The following is a 26,000-nucleotide window of genomic DNA, read 5'->3' on the forward strand; positions in this document are numbered from 1 at the left end:
TCGGAGCGTTAAGTGTTGATAAGAGACAGGAAAAAAACTATATTATTTCTTCTCACTTTGGAGATGCTCTCTTTTTCAAAAGAGATCTCCTATGAAGCGTTAAAGATTTCTGCAACAGAACACTCCCACTGGCTTAAACTCCGCACTATTGATACCTCAATTGAGAAAACCCGTTTGGACAGTGTCTATTCGGGTCTCTATCCTCAGTTATCCCTTGGCTACAGCGGAGAGTATAATAAAAACCTAGATCAAACAACTTCCGGAAGCATATCGGTAGGGGGGACTACGATCAATTCAGCTGTTCGCAATAAAGACTCTTTGGCGTTAAGTCTCAATTACGAACTCTATCACTTCGGAACGACACTAAAGCAAATCGAAATATCCAAAAAAGAGATAGCATTCAAAAAGCTTGAAGTATGTAATGAAGAAAACAAGCTTTTTCGAGAAATCTTGGACCTTTATGCAACGGCTCAAAAAGCTCAAAGTGAACAGAACTATAAAGCTCAAATGCACGCATTACGTCAAGAACTCTATACCCTCAAACAACGTCTTTATGCCGCAGGGAAAGAGTCACGTGTATCGGTCGGGGATGAAGCGATCCGTCTGATAGAACTGGAGCGGGATATTGAACGTGCTCAAATGAGTTATGAAGAGAACCTCATAGCCCTCACCAAACTTTCCCATATCGATCTTGACCTAAAATCGACCCAATTGCTTCCTTTAGGCACCAAAGCCAAAGATATTCATATCGGAAGTTTCGAAGAGAGTTCTCAAGCTCGCCAGTACAGAGATAAAATTGACCAAAAGAATACCGAAATCTCCCTCAACATCCGTACCCAGCTTCCGGTACTATCGCTTTATTCAAACTATTACCTCTACGGTTCTGATATGCATAACGCCTACAACGCTTTTGAAGATATGAAACCCAATAGCTGGAATGCAGGGTTAAGCCTCCGATGGAACCTGTTTGAGGGGTTCAAATACAACAGTGAATCGGCACGATTGCATTTCGAGAGGGATCGATTGAATGAAGAGTATGCATTAGCCAAACGGGAGTTTGATGCACAAACCCAAATCTCTCAACAAAAAATAGACCGTTTAACCCAATTGCAAAAAAATAATGTATTGATAGTGAATGAATCCCGCTCCAAAATAGCCATGATCAAACGGCTAAGAGAACATGGTGAAGCAGACGCGGTGAGTGAGGTGAGTGTGAAGCTCGAAACATTAGAGAGGGAGTTGACATTGGAATCTGAGAGGATACAACATGCTTATGAAGCGGAAGCATTGAAGTTGCAACATAGAGGAGCGGAAGAATGCACTCCGCGTTAACGGCATTAGAGGTTGCCGCAAAACTCAACCGTATCGCGATCGATACCCGTGTCATCATCAAAGAATACGCTCTAGGGGAAAGCGAACCCTCCATCGAAGAGCTTAACCGTATCGCGATAGCACAAGGGTTTCGTGCTACCATCAAAAAACTCTCGATCGAGAAACTGATCGAGAACTATCCTATGCCCATCATTGTTCAGCGGCTGGATGGAAGCTACTTTAGCATCTTGCAGGCCAATGGGGAAAAACATGAGCTATTGATCTTCGACATTACCCGTAAAGAGCCTTATATTATGTCATATGAGGAGTGGGCGCAACAGAGTAGCGGTAAAAGTATCGTCCTTAAACACCGAATCTTGAGTGCGGAAGCCCGTTTCGGATTCGGATGGTTTTTTTATCAGATCATGAAATATAAAAAGGTAATTGCCGAAGTCTTGATCGCCTCGTTCGTCCTCCAGCTCTTTGGTCTCGTCGCACCGCTCTTTACGCAGGTGATACTCGATAAAGTTCTCGTCCATCGTTCTATGAGTACGCTCGATGTACTCGCTATCGCTTTTATCGCCGTGGCGATCTTCGAACTCATGATCACTCTGATCAGAAGCTACATTTTTGCCCATACCACCTCTAAGATCGATGCGAGATTGGGTGCCAAACTCTTTCACCATCTCTTAGCCCTCCCGTATGTTTATTTCGAAAAGCGGAAAGTAGGAAATATTATCTCCCGTGTACGTGAACTCGATCAAATACGTGAATTCATCGCCAATAAATCAGTCACCTTGATCCTTGATGTTTTGTTCTCCGTCGTATTCGTAGCGGTGATGCTTCTCTACAGTGTCAAACTTACTCTTATCGTCGTAGGCTTCGTTGCCGTCATCGGAACGCTCTATTTCTTTATTACCCCCGAACTTCGCCGCCGCCTTGAAGAGAAGTTTCAGATGGGAGCTAATTCCAACGCCTATCTCGTCGAAGCGGTGAGCGGCGTACAAACGGTCAAGTCCCTGGCACTAGAAGGGTCCATGCAGCGCAAATGGGAAGATTATCTCGCCCGTTACGTCAACTCCGGTTTTCATCTGATCAACCTCTCCAATATCTTAGGCGGGGTGAGCGGCGTACTCCAAAAACTCATGACCATCTCGATGCTCTATGTAGGGGTAACGCTGGTACTTGAAGGTAAGCTCAGCGTCGGACAGCTCATCGCCTTTCAGATGTTTGCCAACCAGTTCACAGGACCAATGCTGCGTCTGGTCAATCTGTGGAATGAGTTTCAACAAACGCTTCTATCGGTCGAGCGTCTGGGGGATATTCTCAATACCCCGACCGAACAGACCGATGATAAAGCGATTACACTTCCAGGAATCGGAGGAAGCGTGACGTTTGATAACATCAATTTTAGCTATGCTCCCGATAAGCCGGCCGTCTTGCACGGTATCAGCGCCGAAATACCGCAAGGTTACAGCGTAGGATTGGTAGGACGCAGCGGCAGCGGTAAAAGTACGATCACGAAACTGATCCAACGTCTCTATATCCCTAACTCGGGAACGATCTATATCGACGGGGTTGATATACGCCATATGAATCCTAAATGGCTCCGTAACAATATCGGAGTGGTGTTACAGGAGAACTACCTCTTTAGCGGAACAATCAAAGAGAACATCTCCCTCTCTCGTCCCGATGCTCCGATGGAGGCAATCCTAAGCGCATCGCGTATGGCGGGAGCGCATGAGTTTATCAGTGAACTCTCCGAAGGGTACGATACCCAAGTAGGTGAGAGAGGTGCGGCGCTCTCCGGAGGTCAACGCCAACGGATCGCCATCGCCCGTGCGTTGCTCACCAATCCTCGAATCCTCATCTTTGATGAAGCGACCTCGGCGCTGGACTATGAATCTGAGCGGATCATCCAGAATAATCTTCAGAGCATTAAAACGGGCAGAACGATGTTTATCGTTGCTCATCGTCTCACTACCGTCAAAGACTGCGACGTCATCCTAGTCATGGACAAAGGGCACATCGTCGAGCGCGGAAGCCATGAAGAGTTGATGAAACTCGGCGGATACTATCACAAGCTTTATACACAGCAAGGTTAATAGAAACTATGAATCTCTTTCACACCAAAGACAAACACGAATTTACCCCGCTTCTCGTCGAGATTGAAGAACGCCCGACTTCTCCGCTGGGACGGGGGCTGTTTTACACCATCATCGCGATTCTCGTCGTAGGGCTTCTTTGGCTCTTTTTTGCCAAGATCGACGTTGTAGTGAGTGCTAGAGGCAAGGTGATCCCGGAAGGGGAGATAAAAACACTTCAACCGATAGAATCGGGTTCCATCAGCGCTATCCATGTGCGTGAGGGGCAAGCGGTCAAAAAAGGAGATCTTCTCATCGAAATCGATCCCTCCGTCAGTGAGACAGATTTGGAGTCCAAACAAAAAAATCTCTCCCTGATGGAGCTCGAAATAGGGCGGCTAAATGCATTAATCAAAGAGAAACCTTTTATCCCTAATCCTGCATGTACCGACAATGCTGCTATATCCGCGCAGCAGTTAGCCTATATCTCCACCAAAAGCGCCTATGATCAGCAGATTATGGTGACCGAGCAGCAAATACAGCAGGCCAAAGCTCAAAGCCAAAGCGCTAACGCCGATACGGCACGACTCAAGCAGCTCCTCGGTAATGCCAAAGAACACGAAGCACGCCTCAATGAGGTACTCGATATCATTGCCAAGCGTGACTATATCGATGCTCAGAATCAACGGATCGAGTATCAAGAACAGTTGCGGATGAGGGAACATGCCCAAAGCCAATCAGATGCCCACATCGCCGAATTACAAAACCAACTTCGCCTCACGACCCAGCAATATCGTCAAAAGCTACTCGAAGAGCTGACACAGAAAAACAAGGAAGCCACCGCACTGCGCACTGAAGTGGAAGCGAGTCTATTCCGTCACACCAAACAGCGTATTCTCTCTCCTGTGGATGGCTACGTAGGACAACTCCTTGTTCACACCGTTGGCGGTGTCGTTACCCCGGCTGAAAAACTAATTACCGTCGTCCCCAAAGACGCACCCTTGCTTATCAAAGCGACTGTCATGAACCAAGACATTGGCTTTGTAACCAAAACGATGGAATCGGAAGTGAAAATCGATACTTACGATTTCCAAAAATACGGACTGATCCATGGACACGTTAAACACATCGCTGATGATGCCATCGAGGATGAGAAACTGGGATCCGTATACGAGATCATGATTACTCCGACCAACACGACACTCAAAGGAGAAGGGAAAACCCTCCCTATCCATGCAGGGATGAGTGTCACGGCAGAACTCAAAGTGGGTAAACGCAGAGTGATCGAGTTCTTTATTTATCCGATGATCAAATATCTCGATGAAGGGTTGAGTGTGAGATGAAAATATTAAGACAAAGGATACCTATGCAAAATAATCCAATCCAAAGAAAGGCAGCCTAAATGAAAAAGTCCTTGTTATTCCTACTCGTTTTCATCACGAGTATCACCCTCTACGCTTCCGACGTGATCCTCTCCAACACTCTCGGGGCATACTACTGCGCCCAAGAACCGAATCCAAAGACCTATATCAAACATACGGTTGAAGATCCGATCAGCATTTACTGGGAGGACAACGTCTATCCTGGGTTTGATGATAAAGATGCCGAACTGATGGTGAAGAACTACCTTGACGGGGTGCATTTGCAAACGATGGCACTCAATACACGCGATGGAAAAGTGAAGATGTACTTTTATGTCAATATACCTCAAAGTTATGTTGCTCTGGTGAAGGAGGGGTATACGGTTACGAAGGAGGCTCAAAAAAAGCATGCGATATTTGAAGATGCTTGGAAAAAATACAAAGCCAAAGAATGGACAAAAGCAGAATTTGATGTTGTTGCGAAGGACTCTGGGGAAGCGAACAAAATAAAAGAATCCCTCACCAAACAGATCGAAACTGAAAAAGTGAAACTTGATCTTGTCATCACTGAAACGACTCGCGATCAAATGCCCCAGATGAACTACACCGTAAAAACCGAAGAAGTCCATCTCTCAGACTTAGCCAGTAAAGTTCTCTACAGTGATGAAGTTAAAGTCACTGATAACCGAACCAAAGAGGTGATTGCCTATAACCGCCGTATCATGCAGCTCTATTCAGCTAGTTTGATACCAGATGTGGCGATGGGTGGAAGACGATTTTACCCACATCCGCTGTGTGGAAAATCAGGGATAGAGATATTCGATGAAGATGTATTTACAGCTATGGGAAGGGTAGGTGTAACTATTTTCCCCTTTAAACACACAAAACTATACTGGTAAGGATTACTTATGGCAAACATTCAAGACACAATCACAGAAATGGGTCAACTTTCCAACTTGGCGTATATTAGTTATGGAGATCAAATATACAAAGGGAGAACTTTTCAAGAAAATTTTACATTAAAAGACAAAGACGGAAAACCGGTTGCATTTTATCTTGACAACTCTTATACCGTTATCGATTATGATAACAACTCTGGTGGACATGGAATGGAAGCTGTTCTGCTACGGAATAACACTACAGGAAAATTCGTCATTGCCTTTCGAGGAACACAGGAACCCGAAGACTATGTCTATGACGTAACAACAGGATTTCTCAATTATAATCCGCAAATTCCAGATGCAACGAAATTTGTAAATGATATGATTGATAAATATGGAAGTAGTGAAGGGCTTTTAAAATCCAACCTCACCCTCACAGGACATAGTCTGGGAGGTATTCTCACCCAAGCAATCGGTGCAGATTTAAGAATCCCAGGTTATACCTTTAACTCATGGTCATCGAGTAATCTGATTGATTATACCAATTGGCTTCCTGATCCATTGGGGCTTTTGCATCGTGTTGCTTCATGGCTTGGGTGGGGAGCGGAAGAAGAAACATTTGCTCAACATAATATCCTCAATATCTCCTATACCGATTCAGGAATGACTAATGGCGATCCGTTGTCTAATGCGCTAAGCGAAGTCCTCTGGATAAATAAATTTTTAGGCCCAATACTACCAATTTTTGGTGAAAACCTCAATACTATTGAGGGACATAGAATGCCTAATTTGATAAAGGCATTAAATCATTATGATGCTGTATTGAAATATTTTGAAAACAAAGATTTTGTTGTGTTAACCATGGCATATATGCTTAGTGATTTATCTCATGCTAATAAATATTACGAAACAACGGAAGGTTTTTTTAATTTAATTGGGCTTAAAAGTGCCGCATTAAACTCTTTATCATTTAACTTTTTGAATGACTTAACCCAATTTGAAATAGCCGATCAAGCTAAATCTGACCGAGCTGTTCTCTTTGCCCTTATCCGTTTAAACGGCTTTGCAGTTGAGGGTAATTTGAATGCTTATAATCTCGATTTATCTAAATATTCATCACAATATATCGAAGATCGCAGTCTGTTACTTTATACAGCTCTTCATGCAACTACTCTTGATAGAAGTAAGTTAGAAATTCGTGATAGAGGGTTTGGAATTGGGTATGGAAGTTCTAATAACTTCGATATACAACATATTATTTTTGGTTATGATGGTGAAGACGACTTTATTGAAAAAGATTTTGGGATCATTGGAGGGAATAAAGAAGATCACATTTACGGTATGGGTGGGGATGATAAACTATTTGGTGGTGCTGGCGATGATATCCTTGATGGCGGAGAGGGAAATGATAAACTTTATGGCGGTACAGGCAATGATACCTATTACTCAGGTGATGGGGATACGATCAGTGACGAAGACCGTAAAGGTAAGGTATATTTTGAAGAGAAACTTCTCACAGGTGGAACGTTAAGTGAAGAACATGAACTCTACAATCTCTATCAAGGTGATGGAGGGACTTACTACTTCCAAAAAAACAATAATACGCTGATCTACCAAAAAGGGGATCAATTTCTCACCATTGAGGATTTTTATATACAAGCAAATACGTTAGAGATAACTCTAAGCGATGGTGGCACGGTAGGAGGTAGTACTACTACTTCCAATTCTACAGGAGGGGGCAGTTCATCAGGCGGAGGCACAAGTGGTGGCGGAAGTTCATCAGGTGGAGGTACAGGTGAAACAGGGATAGGAGGTGATCCAACCTCGACTGACCCAAGCAATCCAACTCCAACTGATCCAACCGATATTCCTCCTGAAGATACCTCAACTGACAATCCCAAAGACGGTCACCCCTTTGACCCAACCTCATTCGATCCACCGCGCCGTGATCCTCTCGTACTAGACCTAAACCATGACGGTAAAATCTCCACCGTATCCCTCTCTGATTCGAATGCTTATTTTGATCTGACAGGAGATGGGATAAAAGAGAAAGTAGGGTGGGTTCAAGCCTCTGAGGGAATCGTAGTATTTGATAAAAACGGTAACAGCAAGATCGACGGTATCAGTGAAGTATTCGGAACGGCTACCACGAGCGGATTTGCGGAACTGCGAGCTTTGGTGGATACTAACTATGACGGAGTGATCGACCGACGTGATGAACTCTACTCTCAGCTCAAAGTCTGGCAAGATACCAACGGTGATGGTATCTCTCAATCCAACGAACTCAAATCCCTCAGCCAAGTAGGGGTCAAAAACATCGAACTAAACGTCATTGGTACCAACATCAACCTAAACGGCAATATCCTCAGTGAAGCAGGACGTTACGGTGACAGTAGGGGTACACGTTCTCTCGCGGCGGATATAGAGCTGACGTTTGACTCGCGTATCACCACCGTCGATACCGCTCTCATCCCTGATTATACTATACATCCCGAAGCCGAAGCTCTTCCAAAACTCCGAGGATATGGTGTCGTCTATAACAGTGAAATAGCCTACAACATTAATCCCCATCTCATCTCTATCGCACAATCGCTCACCTCCGATCTCTCCACCCTCGCACAAGGGTTTGATCAGTACCTCGCCGAATACTCAGGGTTCAATACGATGTTAAGAACCGTACAGGAAAAATACGCTCTCTCAACCACTCCGATCCTCTCCGATATGGATAAAAAAGTATGGATATACGAACACTTTATGGGAGTGAATCGTTTTAGCAGTGCTATAGAGTCCCGTATCCTCTCAACAGCAGAGGCTATGCAAACAGGCGCTCCGGCGAATGTAGTCGCAGGAGCCTATAACACTGCCAACGTCAATGCTGCCTACACCAAACTCCATGATCGCTATGAAGCAATGTTTGCTCTGCAAAGCCTCTATCCGCAGATCATGAACACAATGACCTACAATGTCGGCATCGATGAGTTCGTAATCTCCGATACTGCGACATTTACCCAAAGCATCACGGATTATTTCAACAATCCGAATAATACGATCGAATCCAAACTCTATCTCGCTGATGCGATGAATACACTGGAGACGACGTTTTTGCATTTTACCGCTGCTGAAGTAACGGCAGGGATCACCGATCCATTGATAAGAGAACTCACTAGCGCCATCTATACCGGAACGTATAAAGCACACGTCTATGAAAACGGTACCTACAGCTCAGGTAATATTCTAGCCGTCGGAAGCGAGAATGCCGACATGATCACGATAGGCGGATTAGCAGGCTCTACAGTTTTGGCGGGGAGAGGAGATGACATCATTAACGGCTCAAAAGGCAATGATGTCTATCTTTATCGCACTGGGGATAGACGTGATACGATCATCGATGGAGGCGGGAGTGATACGCTTCGTCTCACCGATCTGTTCCAAAGTGACATTGTACTTCGATCTGAAGGGAAAAATTTGATTATTGCTCGTTTTGAATATGGTAAAACGTTTGAAGAATTGAGCGATAAAGTGACATTCATCAACTGGCTCGATAGTGTGAATCGTATTGAAAATATCGTATTTAGCAATGGAAGCAGTCTCGATTTCTCCACGATTGTTCGTGATTATTTTATCGGAAACGGTGATGATCGTATCGATCTCTCATCGGGTGCAGACACAATAGACTCTTTGGGCGGAAATGACATTCTACATGGTTTGGAGGGGAATGATTCACTCGATGGAGGAGCAGGTAACGATGTTCTTTACGGAGATGAAGGGGATGATATACTAGCCGGAGGTAGCGGAAACGACACCCTCGATGGGGGAAGCGAAAATGACACCTACCTCTATAACCTCGGAGACGGTAAAGACGTAATACTCAACGTGAGCGGAAAGGATACTTTACAATTCGGTGCAGGCATTAGTATAGATTCTCTGTTCGTCCAATATCTCACCAACGGCGATATGGTAATCGGACTCAAAGAAGATGCTAAAACGCTCTCAGAACTCAGCGATACAATCACGATTCGCGGATGGAATAATCCATCAAATCATTTGGAATCGATCCTCTTAAGTGATGGCAGTGTCGTCAATCTCGATACACTTCAAATCCCAACTGAGGGGGATGATCTTCTCACATTCGGTGATAACAGAGTGAGTATCGATCTATTGGGTGGCAATGATACAGTTATTTCAGGCAGCGGAAATGATGTAATTGATGGCGGCTATGGAGACGACATCTTGATAGCGGGTGTGGGGAACGATATCCTCAACGGCGGAGTTGGTAGTGATACCTTGCAAGGGGGATTGGGAGATGATCTCTACCTCTACAGTAGAGGTGACGGTAAAGACACTATCATCGATGAATACCGCTATGGTTACAACGGTAATTCCCAATCCAATGCAGGAAACGATACCCTCCGTTTTGGTGAGGGAGTCACGACTGCTGATCTAATTGCTAAAGTGGTTGGTGATGATCTGATTCTCGCACTCAAAGAAGAGGGTAAAACGTTTGAAGAACTCGGCGACGTTATCACGATCAAAAACTGGGTCAACCCTGCTATCCGGATCGAAACAATCCGCTTGAATGATGGCAGTATCGTCGATCTTGCCTCTATCCAATCGGCGAGCGAAGGAAATGATAATCTGATCTTCGGCGACAGTGCCGTAAATGTGGATGCCCTCGGTGGTAACGATACGCTTATCACAGGTTCAGCCAATGACGTGCTTCACGGCGGTGAAGGTGCAGATACGATCCGAAGTCAGGGCGGGGATGATACCCTCTACGGTGATGCGGGAAATGATGTGCTTTATGCGGGTAGTGGTAATGACATCCTCAATGGCGGTGAGGGTGCTGATATCCTCTACGGGGAGAGCGGCAATGATACATTAGCGGGTAACGGCGGTAACGATACTCTCGTAGGAGGATTAGGAAACGATACTTACCTCTTCGGTTTGGGGGATGGACACGACACGATCATCGACGAATACACTTACGGTTCAGGGGGCAACGATACGCTTTGTTTCGGTGAGGGGATTACGACAGCCGATCTCGTTGCTCGTTCAGTGAGCGGCAGTAACGATCTGCAAATCGGTATCCGAGAGAACGGCAAAGGGTTTGATGCTTTTAGCGACATTATCACTCTAAAAAAATGGTTTGATGCGTCCATGCGGATCGAGAATTTCGTACTATCTGATGGAACGTCGATCAGTCTCTCGCAAATACAAGCAGGAACCGATGGAGATGATTACCTCGTTTTCGTGGATACAGATACGGTAATGGATGCGCTGGGCGGTAATGATACAGTCATCACTGCAAACGGCAATGATACGATTAGCGGCGGAAGTGGTAATGATGTGCTAATCACTAATAGCGGAAATGATACTCTTAGTGGAGGGGAAGGGAATGATATTCTTAAAGCAGGCGATGGAAACGACATCCTCAGCGGTGGCATCGGCAACGATACATTAGAGGGGGGAGCGGGTAATGATACTTACTGTTTCGGTATCGGCGATGGCAAAGATCGCATTACCGATGGCTCAGGAGTAGATTCTCTCATCTTCGGGGATGGGATTTCAACGGATAATCTTGTCGCCCGTGTCATCAACGGTAGTGATGATCTGCAAATCGCGATCCGTGAGGATGGCAAGAGCTTTGATCAGCTCAGCGACGTCATCACTATCAGCGGTTGGCGAAATGCGGCATACCGTATCGAAAACCTCCGTTTAAGTGACGGAACTGCCATTGCCCTTACTCAAATCGAACGATCCAGCGAAGGGGATGATTATTTGGTATTCGGTGATGAGGGGGGTAGTGTCAATGCTCTTGGTGGTAACGACACGATTATCACGGGTGAAGGGGCTGATACCCTCATAGGGGGAGCAGGCAGCGACATCCTCAAAGGAGGAAAAGGTAACGATACTTATCTCTTTAACCTGGGCGACGGAGTTGATACCATCTTCGATGAGTTAGGCAGTGATACCCTCAAATTCGGGGATGGGATTACTAAAAATGATTTGATCTTTAAACAACAGGGAAATAATTTAGTTATAGGTATAGCCGAAATCAATAAAACCTTCAATCAACTCAGTGATGTTATTACAATTACTGATTGGTTTAAATTCAACACAAATATCGAAAGTATCGTTTTTGCCGACAATACGTCGATGAGTCAATCCGATATTGCGGGATTGTTTGTTGCCAATAATATTGATGGAGCCCTCTATAGTAAACTGGGTGCAATTATGTACGGTGGGAGTGGAAATAATACCTACGTGTATAATCGCGGTGACTTCGCAGTCGTAATCGATGATCAATACCAACAGGGTCAAATTGATGTAAATGCCGGAAATGACACTCTCTATCTCAGTGGAGGAATCAATAAAAGCGATGTGACGTTTGGGGTAGTTGGAAATGATCTTGTCTTAAAAATAGCACCAAAAGTTGATACCTACGAACAACTCAGGGATTACGTGATCATTAAAAATTGGGCAAATGTAAATCGCGGAGTAGAAAAAGTCATCTTCAGCAATGGAGAGACCTTGAATATCGATAAAACCGTTACATATCCTGCGACAGCGTTTAACTACGCATGGGTATCAAGCCAATATAAAATTTATGGAGACGATGCAAACAGTATTATCGGTACAAATACGGATGAGACATTTGAGACCAACGGAGGCAACGATACGATCAATACCGGAGGTGGTAATGACCGCATCTATGCAGGTCCGGGTAATGACGTAATCGAGGGAGGTGCAGGAAACGATGTTACTACAATGGGTACAGGTGATGATAGCGTGACCGACAGTGGTGGAAATGATGTTTATCAATACAATAAAGGGGATGGAAAAGATACGATTTATGATTTGAGTGGAAATGATACGGTGTTATTTGGTGCAGGAATTAGCGCAGATGATTTAATGTTTCAAGTTAACGGTAAGGATCTTATAGTCGCAATCAAAAATGGGGATATGGCATTTGATACCTTAAGTGACAAAATCATTATTAAAGATTATTACAATCTCAAAACAAATATTGAGACGTTTAGTTTCGCTAGCGGAGAACCGAGTATCACAAAAGATATGATTTTCACAAATCTTCCTCTTGCAGATAACAGCGCAATGAAGTTGGATGGTGCTGATGATGCGTTGGTCATTTCTAATTCAGAAGGGTTAAATGTTATAAAAGGGCTAACCTTAACATCTACGTTTAGTTACAATGGGATGGGAACAGGATATCAGAGTAGTACATATGGTATGTTGGTGACAAAGGCATATACGAATTATGCAGCGTCATATTCCATGGCAATCGATTCAACCGGAAAACTATTTTTTCAAGTCATTGAAGCCAACAATACATCCCATCGTATATACTCAAACACTACTCTGCATACCGGAACACTATACGACGTTGCAGGAATGTATGATCAATCTTCAGGTGTATCAAAAATCTACATTAACGGCGTATTGGATACTGAGGCTAATGTTGGTATATTTAACATCATGCAGTCATCAGAAAGGGTGGTTGTCGGAGCGTATTGGGGATCTAGTAGTAGTTTGCGTTCATACTTAAATGGAACAGTGAGCGATGTTCAAATTTACGACAGAGCACTCTCAGAGACTGAAGTGAGCAGTATTGCAAACGGCGGTACCGGTTCAAGCGGTTTATTGACACATTTCGATTTTGAAGGGTCTAATCCATTGCTGGATTCATCCGCCAATGGGTTTACAGCGATTCCTTTCGGAAATCCTATAGTTATTAATAACGGTACTTTTACACCTCCTATCATTCTTGATTTGAATCATGATGGTATCACGTCGGTTTCATTAGATGATTCTTATACCTATTTTGATTACGCTGCCGATGGACTCAAAGAACATACGGCATGGATCGAAAAAGGAGATGCTCTCTTGATCCGAGATATTAATAATGATGGCATTATTAATGACGGTAGCGAGCTCTTCGGAGATCGTACTAAGCTCGCCGACGGTACTCTGGCAAGCGATGGTTATTCGGGATTGGCACAATACGATACAAACAATGATGGTGTGATTGATAAAAACGATGCGAATTTTTCACAACTCAAACTTTGGAAAGATACAAATCAGAACGGTAAAACCGATGTAGGTGAACTGGTCGATCTCTCTGTCGCGGGAGTAACGTCACTCTCCCTTAACCGTGCCAATGGTAGTGTTTACACTCAAACTACGGAAAACGGAAATATAGTCACCAATGAAACCAACTATTCGAGTCTCGCTGGTACAGGAATCATGCGTGACGTATGGTTCAAGATCAATGCGACTGATACGATCACCGATAATGATACGCTCTACGGAACGAGTGAATCCGAAATTCTTAGTGGTGATATCGGAAATGACACCTATGTCATTGCTTATGGGGGTGGATCAGACGTAATCGACGACAACGGCACCGGAGCCGATACCCTCAAATTCATCAGCGGTATCACTGCCGATCGTCTTGTTGTTCAATGGATTCGAGGAACGGACGATCTTCGTATTGGTATACGGGAAAACGCAGAAAACGATACCCCAATCACCGAACTACCTAATACCATTCTCATCAAAAATTGGTTCAACGATACTGGTGCAATTGAGCAGTTTATATTTGGTGATGGCACCAAATTGAACCGCCAAGGCATCTATGATCTGCTCTTAAATGTCGAAGGCGATTTGACGATGCGGGTACTGGATGCAGGCAATAGTCTTAGTGGTAATAGCGGAAATGATGTCCTTTATGGTTTGGCAGGTTCCGAGACTCTCTACGGTAAAGAGGGCAGCGATTATCTCTCCGGTTTAGCAGGTGATGATTATCTCATCGCTAGAGCAGGTGATGATGCATTGGAAGGTGGAAAAGGAGATGATCAATTAGAAGGAGGCAGTGGAGATGATTATTACCTCTTTGAAAAAGGTGATGGCAAAGATGTCATTATTGATTCAGGTGGAATAGATACTCTCTATTTTGGTAACACTATTGATCGCCGTGATGTTGTTATCAAGATGGAGGGAGAGGACCTAATCGTCACCTTTTCTTACAATGATGGAATATCCAACGATGCCATCGATCAAATAACCATCAAAAACTGGAATGTTGATGATTTTAGACTCGAATCCTTTGCCTTCAGTGATGGTAAAGAATATACCTTGAATGAATTGATTGCCAAAAATACGAACCATGCTCCAGAGATGTTCTTCGAAGAGGGAGAGCGAACTCTTGGTAAAGAGCGTAGTGCCAAAGGGATATTGCTTGCCGATGACATGGATGGAGATTCACTTAGCTATTCAGTCACTTCTGCACCGACGATGGGAACGATCAGTATTAATCAATATGGAATTTGGAGCTACAGCGGGACATCACGCAATGCAGGAACCGATACTGTAACCATAGCAATTAAAGACGGACGGGGGGAGACGACAACGACATTGTCATTTGTAATGGAAGCCCTCAACCAAGCTCCTGAAGCCCCAGCAGAGACTACCCATACACTCCAAGATATTCGTATCCTTAGCGGAGAGATCGGAGCTACAGATCCAGATGGCGACACACTTACTTATACGGTAAGCTCCGCAGCTGCTCACGGAACAATCATTGTCGATGCAAACGGTGTATGGAATTACAGTGCAGCAAATGGTTATATGGGAAGCGATAGCGCTATTATCACGATTGATGACGGTAACGGAGGAGTAATCACGCAAACTTTGAATTTCGATGTAAAAGTATCAGCTCCAACACTTTCCGACAGTACCTCCAATCTCCTTGAAGATACTAGTGCTACAGGAGTCTTGAATGTTACTAACCCAGTAGGCGGCATACTCACCTATGAAGTGCTTACTTCATCCTCTAAAGGCTCATTTAACATCAACGAAGCAGGGGACTGGAACTATACTCCTAATGCTGACTTAAACGGAGATGACAGCGTCATCCTCAAAGTGACCAATGAATACGGATTGAGTACGACCACCAGATTATCATTTGCTATAGAAGCTGTCAACGACGCTCCAAACGTCATCGGAACGGTTCATCTTGCTATGGTAAACGAAGACAGTGGGACGATAACGATTACGGCAGAACAGCTCCTCTCAAACGCAAGTGACGTGGACGGTGATACGTTGAGTATTAAAAACCTCACTGCTTCGAGCGGAACGCTGATTGATAATCATGACGGAACTTGGTCGTTGATACCATCAGCAAATTTCAACGGTACAATTACCCTGAATTATAGTGTCTCAGACACGCAGATCGATACCGCCGCCATTGCAACGCAATATCTAGTTCCAGTCAATGACGCACCTGTAATCGATGCAAATAATCAGCATTTTCTTTTAGAAAACACTCGTACAATGGGTGGGACAATAGCAGTAAGCGATGTCGATGGTGATACGTTGGCTTACTCGGTCAGTACCCAAGCCACTCATGGAGTTGTAAGTGTCGACAGTTATGGAAATTGGACATACAAAGCAGATGGATCATTTAATGGAGAGGATAGTGCTATTGTCACGATTGATGATGGACATGGTGGTCAAGTAACTTCAGTATTAAATTTTACAGTCAAGGGATACCTATATGAAGGTAAGAACTTGATTATTAATGATAACGGTACTGATACATTGGTTATGACATCGGTCAATCAAGAAGATATGACTTTTAGCCGTAACGGCAATGATCTAGCTATCCGTGTCAATAATGGATCGACCGTAACACTGAAAAACTTCTTTACGAATATAACAGCCGGTGTTCAAACAATTGCTACAGCCCAAGGTAATATAACCCTTATTAGAGACGCCATCAATAACTCCCAATACGGAGGATACAGCGCTAGCGATTCTAACGATCACCTCATAATCGGCGATGACAACAGTAACTGGCTTATCGGAAACGGGGGAGATGACATCATCGTTGCAGGCTCGGGGTACGACTACGTTAACGGCGGTGATGGAAATGATCTATTGATCGGAGGCAGTGATGCTGACAATCTCTTCGGCGGTAACGGAAACGATACAATATACGCTGATGATGGAAACGACAGCGTATACGCAGGAACAGGTAATGATGAACTCTTTGGAGGCAACGGCGATGATACCTTATTTGCCGATGACGGAAATGATACTGTTAGCGGAGGTGCGGGTAACGATACGATTTATGCTGGAACCGGAAACGATACGATCAAGGGCGGTACCGGAAATGACTCCATCAATGGTGATACAGGAAGTGATACTTACCTCTTTAATATAGGTGATGGAAACGATACCATCGTGGATACTTCATCGTATGGAAGTTTAGATAAAGATACCCTTGTATTCGGTGCTGGAATCACCAAAAATAATTTGCAGTTCATACGCGATAATTACGATTTAGTGTTAAAAGTAAATGACAACGATTCGGTTAGAATCCAATACTGGTTTGGATCAGATAAAAGAAATACCTTGGAATCTATTTTATTTGCTGATCAAACAACATTGACAACCGATCAAATCAACAACTTGGCAATCGTTAAAGGAAGTACAGGGAATGATTGGATAAGTGGAATCGATTATATGAACGATCATATGTATGGACTCGCAGGCAATGACGGTCTTTACGGTTACGGTGGTAATGATACTCTCGATGGTGGTGATGGAAATGACATCGTCGATGGCGGTGCGGGTAATGATACACTTATCGGCAGTAAAGGTGCTGATTCTCTCAACGGAGGATACGGTAGCGATACCTACAGTTTTAGTATTGGAGACGGGGCTGATACGATTACCGATTGGTCGCAATACGGTAGTAACGATTCGGATTGTATTACATTCGGTGCAGGGATCACCAAAAATGATGTGCGTTTTATGATGAAAAATGGTAATTTGTTAATTGGCTATGCTCAGAATGATACCATCAACGTCCAATACGCTAAAAACTCCCAAGCACAAATCGAGAAATTTACCCTTAGTGACGGCAAATATCTCACTTCAAATGATCTGAATGTGATTATCCAATCGATGAATGCCTACGCTACAGATCACGGCATGTCAATCACTTCGCTTGATACAGTGAAAAACAATCAGTCACTCATGAATATTGTCGCCGGAGCATGGCATCCATAATAACAAAAACAATCTTTTTCCCCGAAAGGGGAGCTCCAATATACTCTTCTAAATTTCAATATAATATATCTTAGGTTGATCATTTAAAAAGTTAAAGCCTTTTTAATATCTTGAAATAGGGACTAGAGTGTAGCGCCCCCTGATATCATTTATTTAATATCTTTTATGGTTTCTCCATAATAATTTTTACGATAGTCACTGATAATCTGCGCATGATCAAATACGAGTTTTTCATATGGAATAGCATCAAGAGGATAAATAAATGCTTCTTTTGCATCATCAGCACCTACAGGTATTCCAAATGCTTTGCAAACATAGATAATCGAAACGCAGTGAAAACGTGAATCCCGAGTAGGATCGGAGTAGACTCCGTGTAGAGATTGTATCATGACATCAAGAGATAGCTCTTCTTTCATTTCACGTACGACAGCACTCTGAACACTTTCTCCGATATCAACAAATCCGCCGGGTAAAGCAAGCCCTTTAGGTGTGTTCAGCCGTTCGATGAGGACAATTCCTTCAAATTCACCCGTATTGTTGTAAATCTCAACAATGCCGTCAACGGCTAAGAAAGGAGTTTGAATCATTGATGGCCTTGGAAGATGAATTATTACTTTTGATATTATAATCCAATCAACTGCACCTTCTTGGTAAAATAACGAGTAAAATTAATGCACACACCGTTGGAGAACCTTTGATTATTCTGGACTTTGAAACCAACTCCGCTAATATCTATGACGTAATTGAAGTCGCAGCGTTTCGTATCAAAAAAGAAGAGGGTGTTTATGTGATTGCCGATACTTTTCATCGTTATTACTTTTCCGAGTATGAGGTTAATCCGTATGCTCTTGCCGTCCATAAACTCTCACCTCAGCGAATTGAGAGATTGCGCTTGGATGCCGATTACGCAGAGTATTTTGTAGAGGATAGTGAATTTAGAGAGTTCTGTCTAGGTTCTAAAACACTTATTGCTCACAACATAGCGTTTGAATTGCGTCATCTTGGTGAGCTTGTTCAATTTGAGAAACATTTTTGTACGATGAAAATGAATAAAAAGATTGTCGGAGCTCTCAATATCCGAGGAAGCCTGAAAAATCCAAAACTTCTGGAGACTTGCCGACATTATGAGATTGAGTTTGATGAAGAACAATATCACAGTGCCATCTACGATGTCACAAAAACGCTCGAAGTTTTAAATTGTATGAATGTAGATATCTAATGATACGGTGAGTATCGGAGAGACTGCAATCACTCTTCAATGGACGAGAGGGGTTTAAACGAGATAGTTTAAGACGCGATAGATACGTTCTCTTTTTGGAGCAACACAAATCGTTTGTTCATTCTCCTGATATGAATGATCCACAAAGCAAATAAAGCTAAGGCTATAAGAGAAAATTGAGTGATTTGTTTTCCCCCTGCATGTGCGCTGTACATTAAGCCTATTAAGAAGAAAATCGATAAAAAATAAAAGCGGGAAAAAAATTTAGCTGTTTTCATAAAAATGTCCGAATTTAAAGTTGAATAGCTAAATCGGCAAAAGAATAAATATATTTATAATAATAAGTATTCTTTTACATATTTTTGAGTTTGTTTTGAACGTATAGAGCAATCTGGCGCTCTTCATCCGTAGGAATGACAAGTAAGGCAACGCTGCTTTGCTCTGTATGAATCTGGACTTCACCTTTGCGATTTTTATCAGAATCGATTTCAATCCCGAAGTGTTCGAGTCCATTGCATACCATTTCATGTATCAGCGGCGAGTGTTCTCCAATCCCCCCTGTAAAAACAATGGCATCAACACCTCTCAGCACCGCCATATACTCACCTAAGTGTTTGCGCAACCGGTAAGAAAACATATCCAATGCCAAGGCTGCATGGTGATCACCATTGGTCTTTGCTTCAATTATGCTGCGTAGATCATTGGTTCCCGCGATGGCGAAAAGACCGCTTTTTTTATTGAGCATTGTATCGATCTCCTCGACGGACATACCGCTTTGATGGACCATATAGGCGATAATAGAGGGATCGATATTGCCGCAGCGTGTCCCCATCATCAACCCTTCTAAGGGGGTCATCCCCATAGAGGTATCGATACTTTTCCCTTTTTCGATAGCGCAGGCACTCACTCCGTTTCCGATATGAAACGTGATGAGGTTGAGCTCATCGAGCGGTTTTTCCAAGATACGGGATGCTTGGATACTGACGTAATGGTGCGATGTACCGTGAAAGCCGTAACGTCGGACATGATAGGTTTCATACCAATTTTGCGGCAGAGGATAGCGATAGGCATGTGGCGGAATAGTTTGATGAAATGCGGTATCGAAGATCGCGAAATTTGGAACATTCGGGGCGATAGTACGTGCTGCGATAATCCCTTCAATATTGGCCGGATTATGCAGGGGTGCCAGAGGGATTAATGCGGTGATTTCATACAATACACTATCGTCTATCAATATCGGTTCATGAAATTTATCCCCTCCGTGAACGACGCGATGACCTATCGCATTGATTTGAGTAATGTCGATACCATGTTGCTGAAATTGAACCTGCATCAACTCAAATCCGTGATGATGATCGCGAAGCTCTTCGATCAGGGCATGATCGATCACCCGTAAGGTTGCAGAGTCAAAGAGGGTGTATTTGATGGATGAGCTTCCAGCATTAATGACGAGGATACTCATACACGCTCACTCTGGGCTTGAATAGCGGTAATGAGGACGGTGTTCACGATGTCGGCTATTTTACATCCGCGGCTGAGATCGTTGATGGGTTTGTTGAGCCCTTGAAGGATTGGTCCGATGGCAATGGCATGAGATGAGCGTTGTACGGCTTTATAGGTATTATTGCCTGTATTGAGATCAGGGAAGATAAAGATGGTTGCTTGACCCGCTACCGGTGAGTCTGGGAGTTTGATCTTTGCGACATCGGGATCGATCGCCGCATCGTATTGAATCGGCCCTTCGATCAGAAGTTCGGGATAACGTTCTTGAACAATCCGGGTTGCTTCGCGTACTTTGTCTACATCGTCTCCATGCCCTGATGTTCCGGTTGAGTAGGAGAGCATGGCGATCCGTGGTTGAATCCCAAAGGAAGCGGCGCTCGATGCTGAAGTGATTGCGATTTCGGCGAGTTCCGAAGCGGTTGGGTCTTGATTGATCGCACAATCAGCATATACTAATACTTTCGTTTCCAAGCACATGAAAAAGAGGCTGGAAACGAGCGAAATGGAAGGGAGTGTTTTGATAATCTGCAATGCAGGAAGGATGGTGTCTTGGGTAGTATGAATTGCCCCTGAAACCATCCCATCTGCATGGTTGTTATACACCATCATAGTTGCGAAATACGAATAGTGCGTCATTGCTTCTTGAGCCGTTTGGAAACTGAGCCCTTTGTGTGAACGCATGCGATAAAACTGATCGACATAGTGTTCTCTCCATTCGGAGATTGAGGGATCGATAATCGTTGCTTTGGAAATATCGATCCCTAATTGATTGGCGTGATGGAGTATTTGTTGTTCATTTCCAAGTAATATGAGATCGACTGCATCCCGCCGTAACAAAATCTCAGCAGAGCGTAAAATCCGCTCATCGGCACTTTCAGGTAAAACGATGCGTTTTCGTGAAGTACGCGCACGCTGATAAAGGGCATATTCAAACATAGCGGGAGTCATGATATCTGTATGGATCGTGTGGATTCGATCGAGAAGAAGTTCAATATCGATTGCGTTCATAAATTCACCCATGGCCAAAGCAATTTTACGGTGCTGGTCAGGTTGAAAGGTAGGGATAATAGCATCAATCATAACCGTACTTTGATAGGTATCGCTATCGATGCTCAAAATGGGAAGATTGAGTGTATCGATTCCATGGAGAAGTGTGAGAAAATTCTCAGGAGGGATTAATCCTCCTGTCAGCAAAATGGCTGCAATCGAAGGGAAATCTTTCGCACTGTTTGCATATAAAATAGCCAGAATAATATCAAGCCGATCTCCCGGAACGATTATAAGGTCATTGTTTTCGATACGATCTAGGAGATGCTCAATCTGCATTGCCGCGATTTTAGGACGATAGATGTCACGCTCTAAATCTTTTCCGATGAGAAGTCTGCAACCCAGAGATCGTTTCACCTCCGCTACGCTGATACGGTTGAGCTCATCGATCTCTTGCATGAAAAAGATCGGAAGACTCTGATCATATTCGTATTCTTGGAAAGATCGGTAGGCATGCGGATCCAATCGGTTGAGAAACAAAGCAATCGACTCAACATATTCGTTTTTGAGCGATACACGCTCCATATCGATCTCATGGATCAGTTGCTCATAGGTTTTGTTGTTTCCGTTGAGGACACTGACGTAGGGAGCTTGAAGATTTTTGGCAACAAGATGGTTGAAATTATAGGAAAGCATTTTGGAAAATGAAGCTTGATCCAGCCCTTGAATCAAGACGAAATCGTGTTGTTCTTCCAATGATCGGTAGCGTTCGATCAAACGTTCAATGATGTATGCTTCTTTATTCTCAGAGAGGAGTTCTTCGATCTCCCTGAGGGTAAAACCATAGCTTTCCTGAGGTGTTTGGCTGAGGTTGAAATACTCAATCATAAAATGAATATCGTGATCTAGGGAAGATGTTTCCATGACAATCGGACGGAAAAATGCGATCTTGTCGATGCGGCTTTTGAGAAGCTCAATAATCCCAATCGTGATGATGAGTGAACCGGAATTGGGTTCTGATGACGCGATATAGAGATTTTTGCTGCTCAATCCATTTCTCCTGCACATGATTCAGGATATTATAGTATATTTAACCCGCTTCACTACTAATCTCAACTATACTGCTATTACACATTACGAGGATTTTTTTATGCCATTTTCCCCTTTTAAGCTTTCATCATCTATCCTTCGAGCCGTCAGTGAAAGTGGTTATATACAACCGACACCCATCCAAGAAAAAGTCATTCCATTGGTGTTAGAGCGTCATGACATTATCGCTCAGGGACAAACCGGAAGCGGTAAAAGTGCAAGTTTTGTTTTGCCGATTTTGCATCTTTGGTCACAGGGCAGAGGGGAAGGTAAAGGAAAAATCAAAGTGCTTATCCTCACTCCGACACGTGAACTCACACTTCAAGTGGCACAGACGTTTGAGACGATGGGAAAAAATCTTCCGAAAACTCCTAGAGTGGTGAGTCTAATCGGGGGAGAGGGGATAGGAGATCAACTCTATGCAATCCAGCAAGGGTGTGATATTCTCGTTGCAACGTCAGGACGATTTCTCGATGTTTTGAGAAAAAAACAGATGAATCTCTCATCTTTGGAATTTTTTGTCCTAGATGAAGCAGACAAGATGCTCGATTTTGGATTTGTCGAAGAGTTGGACATGATTTTAGATTCTATCCCACCAAAGCGCCAAAATCTACTATTTTCTGCAACGTATCCTCCGAAAATGGAGATGATTGCCGCAAAAATTACCCAAAGTCCGATCCATATCTCTATAAAATCAGAGATACCGACTGTTGAGTCTATCCATCAGCGCGTTATTGAGGTAAATCCCGAAAATCGCGGCCCGTTGCTGCGTCATTTGCTTACAACCGAGAAATGGGAACAAGTATTGGTTTTTATGGCAAATAAAAGAGCTTCGGACAACATTGCCGCAAAGTTTCGCAAATATGGATTTTCCGCTGATTCTTTTAACGGCGATCTTCTCCAAGAAGATCGTATTTATGTGTTGGAACAGTTCAAAGCAAAAAAAATTCGTATCCTTTTTGCCACGGATATCGCAGCACGGGGACTGGATATCGACGGTATTACCTGTGTCATCAATTTTGATCTTCCCCGCTCTCCCGCTGATTATATCCATCGTATCGGTCGGACGGGACGTGCAGGAAAATCGGGGCTTGCTATATCGTTTATCGGATTTAATGAGTATGATCATTTCGCCTTGATCGAAAAACGTTCCAAAATAAAACTGCCGCGTGAGCAGATTGCGGGATTTGAACTGATCGGTACTCCGCCACCGAAAGTCAAAGGCCCCGAACCGATCAAAGGGAAAGGGAAAAGTAAAAAAGACAAAGCCCGTGAACTTGCCGCCAAAAATACAAAAGCTTCAGGAAATTTATGAACAGCCTTATAGAACTTATATCATTAAAAACCGGACTCACTTCTAAAACCGTTGCCAATATTCTAAAGCTGCTCGAAGAGGGTTCAACCATCCCTTTTATCGCTCGATACCGTAAAGAGATGACGGGTGGAGCTACTGATGAGCAATTACGTGAATTTGAAAATATTTATGCATATTCAAAAAAGCTTTTGGATCGTAAAGAGGAAGTTGCACGGCTGATCGGTGAGCGATCAGAGTTGAATGAGGAGCTCAAAAATCGATTGAAAAAGGCCGCAACGCTTCAAGAGATCGAAGATATCTATCGTCCCTTTAAAGAGAAAAAAAATACCCGTGCCAGTATCGCTATCGCAGCGGGGTTGGAACCATTGGCCGACATATTGGAGCGTGGACAATCAGAATTGGACGAGTTTAAAAAACGAGCTGATGCTTTTGTGAAAGGTTCTATCTTATCGCGTGAGGATGCCATCAAAGGATCACAGGATATTATCGCGGAACGTTACAGTGATGAAGCACGCGAGCGTGAATATTGGCGGCGTCAATTGTTGGAATATTCATCTTTTGAGATCAAAGCGGCCAAAGGGATGAAAGAGGAAGGGCTGTATGCCAAACTCGCCGGTAAAACGGAAAAAATCGCTTCTATTCCTTCGCACCGCTATCTTGCGATGATGCGCGGGGTGAGCGAAAAAGAACTGAGTGTCAAAATTACGATCGATATGGAACGTGTTGAGAATACGATAAAAAATTATAAAATCCCTAAAAATGCAAAAAGTTCCCGAACGCTTTTATTGGAGAGTTATTTGGATGGATTCAAACGGCTCCTTTTCCCCTCATTGGAGCGAGAAATTCATGCAATGATCAAAGAGCGCTCCGATGTTCAGGCGATTCATACATTTGGTAAAAACCTATCACAGCTTTTGAGTTCTCCTCCGGTGACAAAACGGACTATTTTAGGGGTAGATCCGGCATATCGTACAGGATGCAAGCTCGCTGTAGTCGATGAAAACGGTACCTACTTAGATCATGCCGTTATCTATCCTACTCCGCCTCAGAGTGATTATACGAAAAGTGTAACTGTTGTCAAAGAACTGATACGACGCTATGGAATCAACGCTGTCGCTATCGGAAATGGTACGGCGTCTCGTGAAACACAGGAATTTTTTGCACAGCTCAATCGTGATGAGGGGGTAAATATTGCTTATACGGTTGTTTCAGAAGCCGGGGCATCGGTCTATTCGGCTTCTAAAATCGCTCAAGATGAGTATCCGCAACTCGATGTTACAATACGCGGAGCGATCTCTATTGCTCAGCGTCTGCGTGATCCGATGGCTGCATTGGTAAAGATCGATCCAAAATCTCTCGGAATCGGTCAATATCAGCATGACGTTGATCAAAAAATGTTGGAGAAAAAACTAGAAAATGTCACTGAAGATCTTGTTAACCGGATCGGGGTCGATCCGAACAGCGCTTCGGTATCGCTTCTCTCTTACGTCGCTGGCGTAGGGACAAAAGTTGCCCGATCTATTGTAGAACATCGTGAGAAAAATGGATCGTTTAAAGCTAAAAATGAGCTTCTTAAAGTCAAAGGTCTTGGAGCTAAAGCATACGAGCAGTGTGCAGGATTTTTTCGAATACGGGAGGGCAAAAGTGTATTGGATAATACCGGAGTACATCCTGAGAGTTATCAAGCAGCGGATATGTTGATTAATAATTACGATCTCTCAAACATCACCAAAGAGAATCTGCCGCAGATTGCACAACAATTGGGGGTAGGGGAAGCAACATTGGCGGATATCGTTACAGAACTACGTAAACCGGGGTTTGATCCGAGGGAGAGTCTGCCGCCGATCGTATTCCGATCCGATCTCACCGATATCAAAGAACTGCAAGAGGGCTCTATTGTTTCAGGGGTTGTACGCAATATCGCCGATTTTGGAGCATTCGTGGATATCGGGCTGAAAAATGACGGATTAATCCATATCTCTCAAATGTCAGAAAAACGTATCTCGCATCCTCTTGAGGTTTTAAGTGTCAATCAGCAGTTAAGTCGTATCCGTGTTATCGAAGTTGACAGCACTAAAGGAAAAGTTGCCCTTAGTCTCAAAGAGGTGCTCTAGATTTTTAAACAATAGAGCGTTACAATGAGAACAAATAAGCAGG

11 protein-coding genes are annotated in these 26,000 nt (G+C 43.6%); 8 read left to right on the forward strand and 3 right to left on the reverse strand.

Features of this window, described 5'->3' with window-relative positions; translation table 11 throughout:
• Positions 1-63 precede the first annotated feature (63 nt).
• Genes CJD30_RS09330 through CJD30_RS09350 form a run of 5 tightly spaced genes read left to right on the forward strand, consistent with a single transcriptional unit; the run spans position 64 to position 17,730 of the window.
• Positions 64-1,332, forward strand: coding sequence for a TolC family protein (locus tag CJD30_RS09330; protein ID WP_294918519.1), 1,269 nt, complete (start codon positions 64-66; stop codon positions 1,330-1,332).
• Positions 1,317-3,416: a type I secretion system permease/ATPase gene (locus CJD30_RS09335; RefSeq protein ID WP_294918520.1), complete on the forward strand. Its 2,100-nt coding sequence runs from the start codon at positions 1,317-1,319 to the stop codon at positions 3,414-3,416. Before CJD30_RS09330 ends, CJD30_RS09335 begins: the two co-directional genes overlap by 16 nt.
• Before the next feature lie 8 nt (positions 3,417-3,424).
• Positions 3,425-4,738 (forward strand): HlyD family type I secretion periplasmic adaptor subunit, encoded by a 1,314-nt coding sequence (locus CJD30_RS09340; protein WP_294918521.1) that lies wholly within the window; start codon positions 3,425-3,427, stop codon positions 4,736-4,738.
• Positions 4,739-4,797: 59 nt separating this feature from the next.
• Positions 4,798-5,655 (forward strand): hypothetical protein, encoded by an 858-nt coding sequence (locus CJD30_RS09345; RefSeq protein WP_294918522.1) that lies wholly within the window; start codon positions 4,798-4,800, stop codon positions 5,653-5,655.
• Positions 5,656-5,664: 9 nt separating this feature from the next.
• Positions 5,665-17,730: a tandem-95 repeat protein gene (locus CJD30_RS09350; RefSeq protein ID WP_294918523.1), complete on the forward strand. Its 12,066-nt coding sequence runs from the start codon at positions 5,665-5,667 to the stop codon at positions 17,728-17,730.
• Between the two features lie 149 nt (positions 17,731-17,879).
• On the opposite strand, the gene CJD30_RS09355 is transcribed toward CJD30_RS09350, so the two are convergent.
• Positions 17,880-18,317: an NUDIX hydrolase gene (locus tag CJD30_RS09355; protein WP_294918524.1), complete on the reverse strand. Its 438-nt coding sequence runs from the start codon at positions 18,315-18,317 to the stop codon at positions 17,880-17,882.
• A gap of 107 nt (positions 18,318-18,424) precedes the next feature.
• On the opposite strand from CJD30_RS09355, the gene CJD30_RS09360 reads away from it, so the two are divergent.
• Positions 18,425-18,949 carry a 3'-5' exonuclease gene (locus tag CJD30_RS09360; protein WP_294918525.1) on the forward strand — a complete coding sequence of 175 codons (525 nt, stop codon included), beginning with the start codon at positions 18,425-18,427 and terminating at the stop codon, positions 18,947-18,949.
• 352 nt (positions 18,950-19,301) lie between these two features.
• Here CJD30_RS09360 and CJD30_RS09365 read toward each other — a convergent pair whose 3' ends face one another.
• Both CJD30_RS09365 and pta read right to left on the reverse strand, forming a co-directional pair.
• Positions 19,302-20,411 carry an acetate kinase gene (locus CJD30_RS09365; protein WP_294918526.1) on the reverse strand — a complete coding sequence of 370 codons (1,110 nt, stop codon included), beginning with the start codon at positions 20,409-20,411 and terminating at the stop codon, positions 19,302-19,304.
• On the reverse strand, positions 20,408-22,489 hold the full coding sequence (pta, locus tag CJD30_RS09370; protein ID WP_294918527.1) for a phosphate acetyltransferase: 2,082 nt from the start codon (positions 22,487-22,489) through the stop codon (positions 20,408-20,410). Before pta ends, CJD30_RS09365 begins: the two co-directional genes overlap by 4 nt.
• Before the next feature lie 100 nt (positions 22,490-22,589).
• Here pta and CJD30_RS09375 point away from each other — a divergent pair, with 100 nt between their 5' ends.
• Positions 22,590-23,843 (forward strand): DEAD/DEAH box helicase, encoded by a 1,254-nt coding sequence (locus tag CJD30_RS09375; RefSeq protein ID WP_294918528.1) that lies wholly within the window; start codon positions 22,590-22,592, stop codon positions 23,841-23,843.
• On the forward strand, positions 23,840-25,957 hold the full coding sequence (locus CJD30_RS09380) for a Tex family protein (protein WP_294918529.1): 2,118 nt from the start codon (positions 23,840-23,842) through the stop codon (positions 25,955-25,957). The genes CJD30_RS09375 and CJD30_RS09380 overlap by 4 nt, the downstream gene beginning before the upstream one ends.
• The last annotated feature ends 43 nt before the right edge of the window (positions 25,958-26,000 follow it).

It is taken from the genome of Sulfuricurvum sp. PD_MW2 (assembly GCF_002633015.1).
Taxonomy (GTDB): Bacteria; Campylobacterota; Campylobacteria; order Campylobacterales; family Sulfurimonadaceae; genus Sulfuricurvum.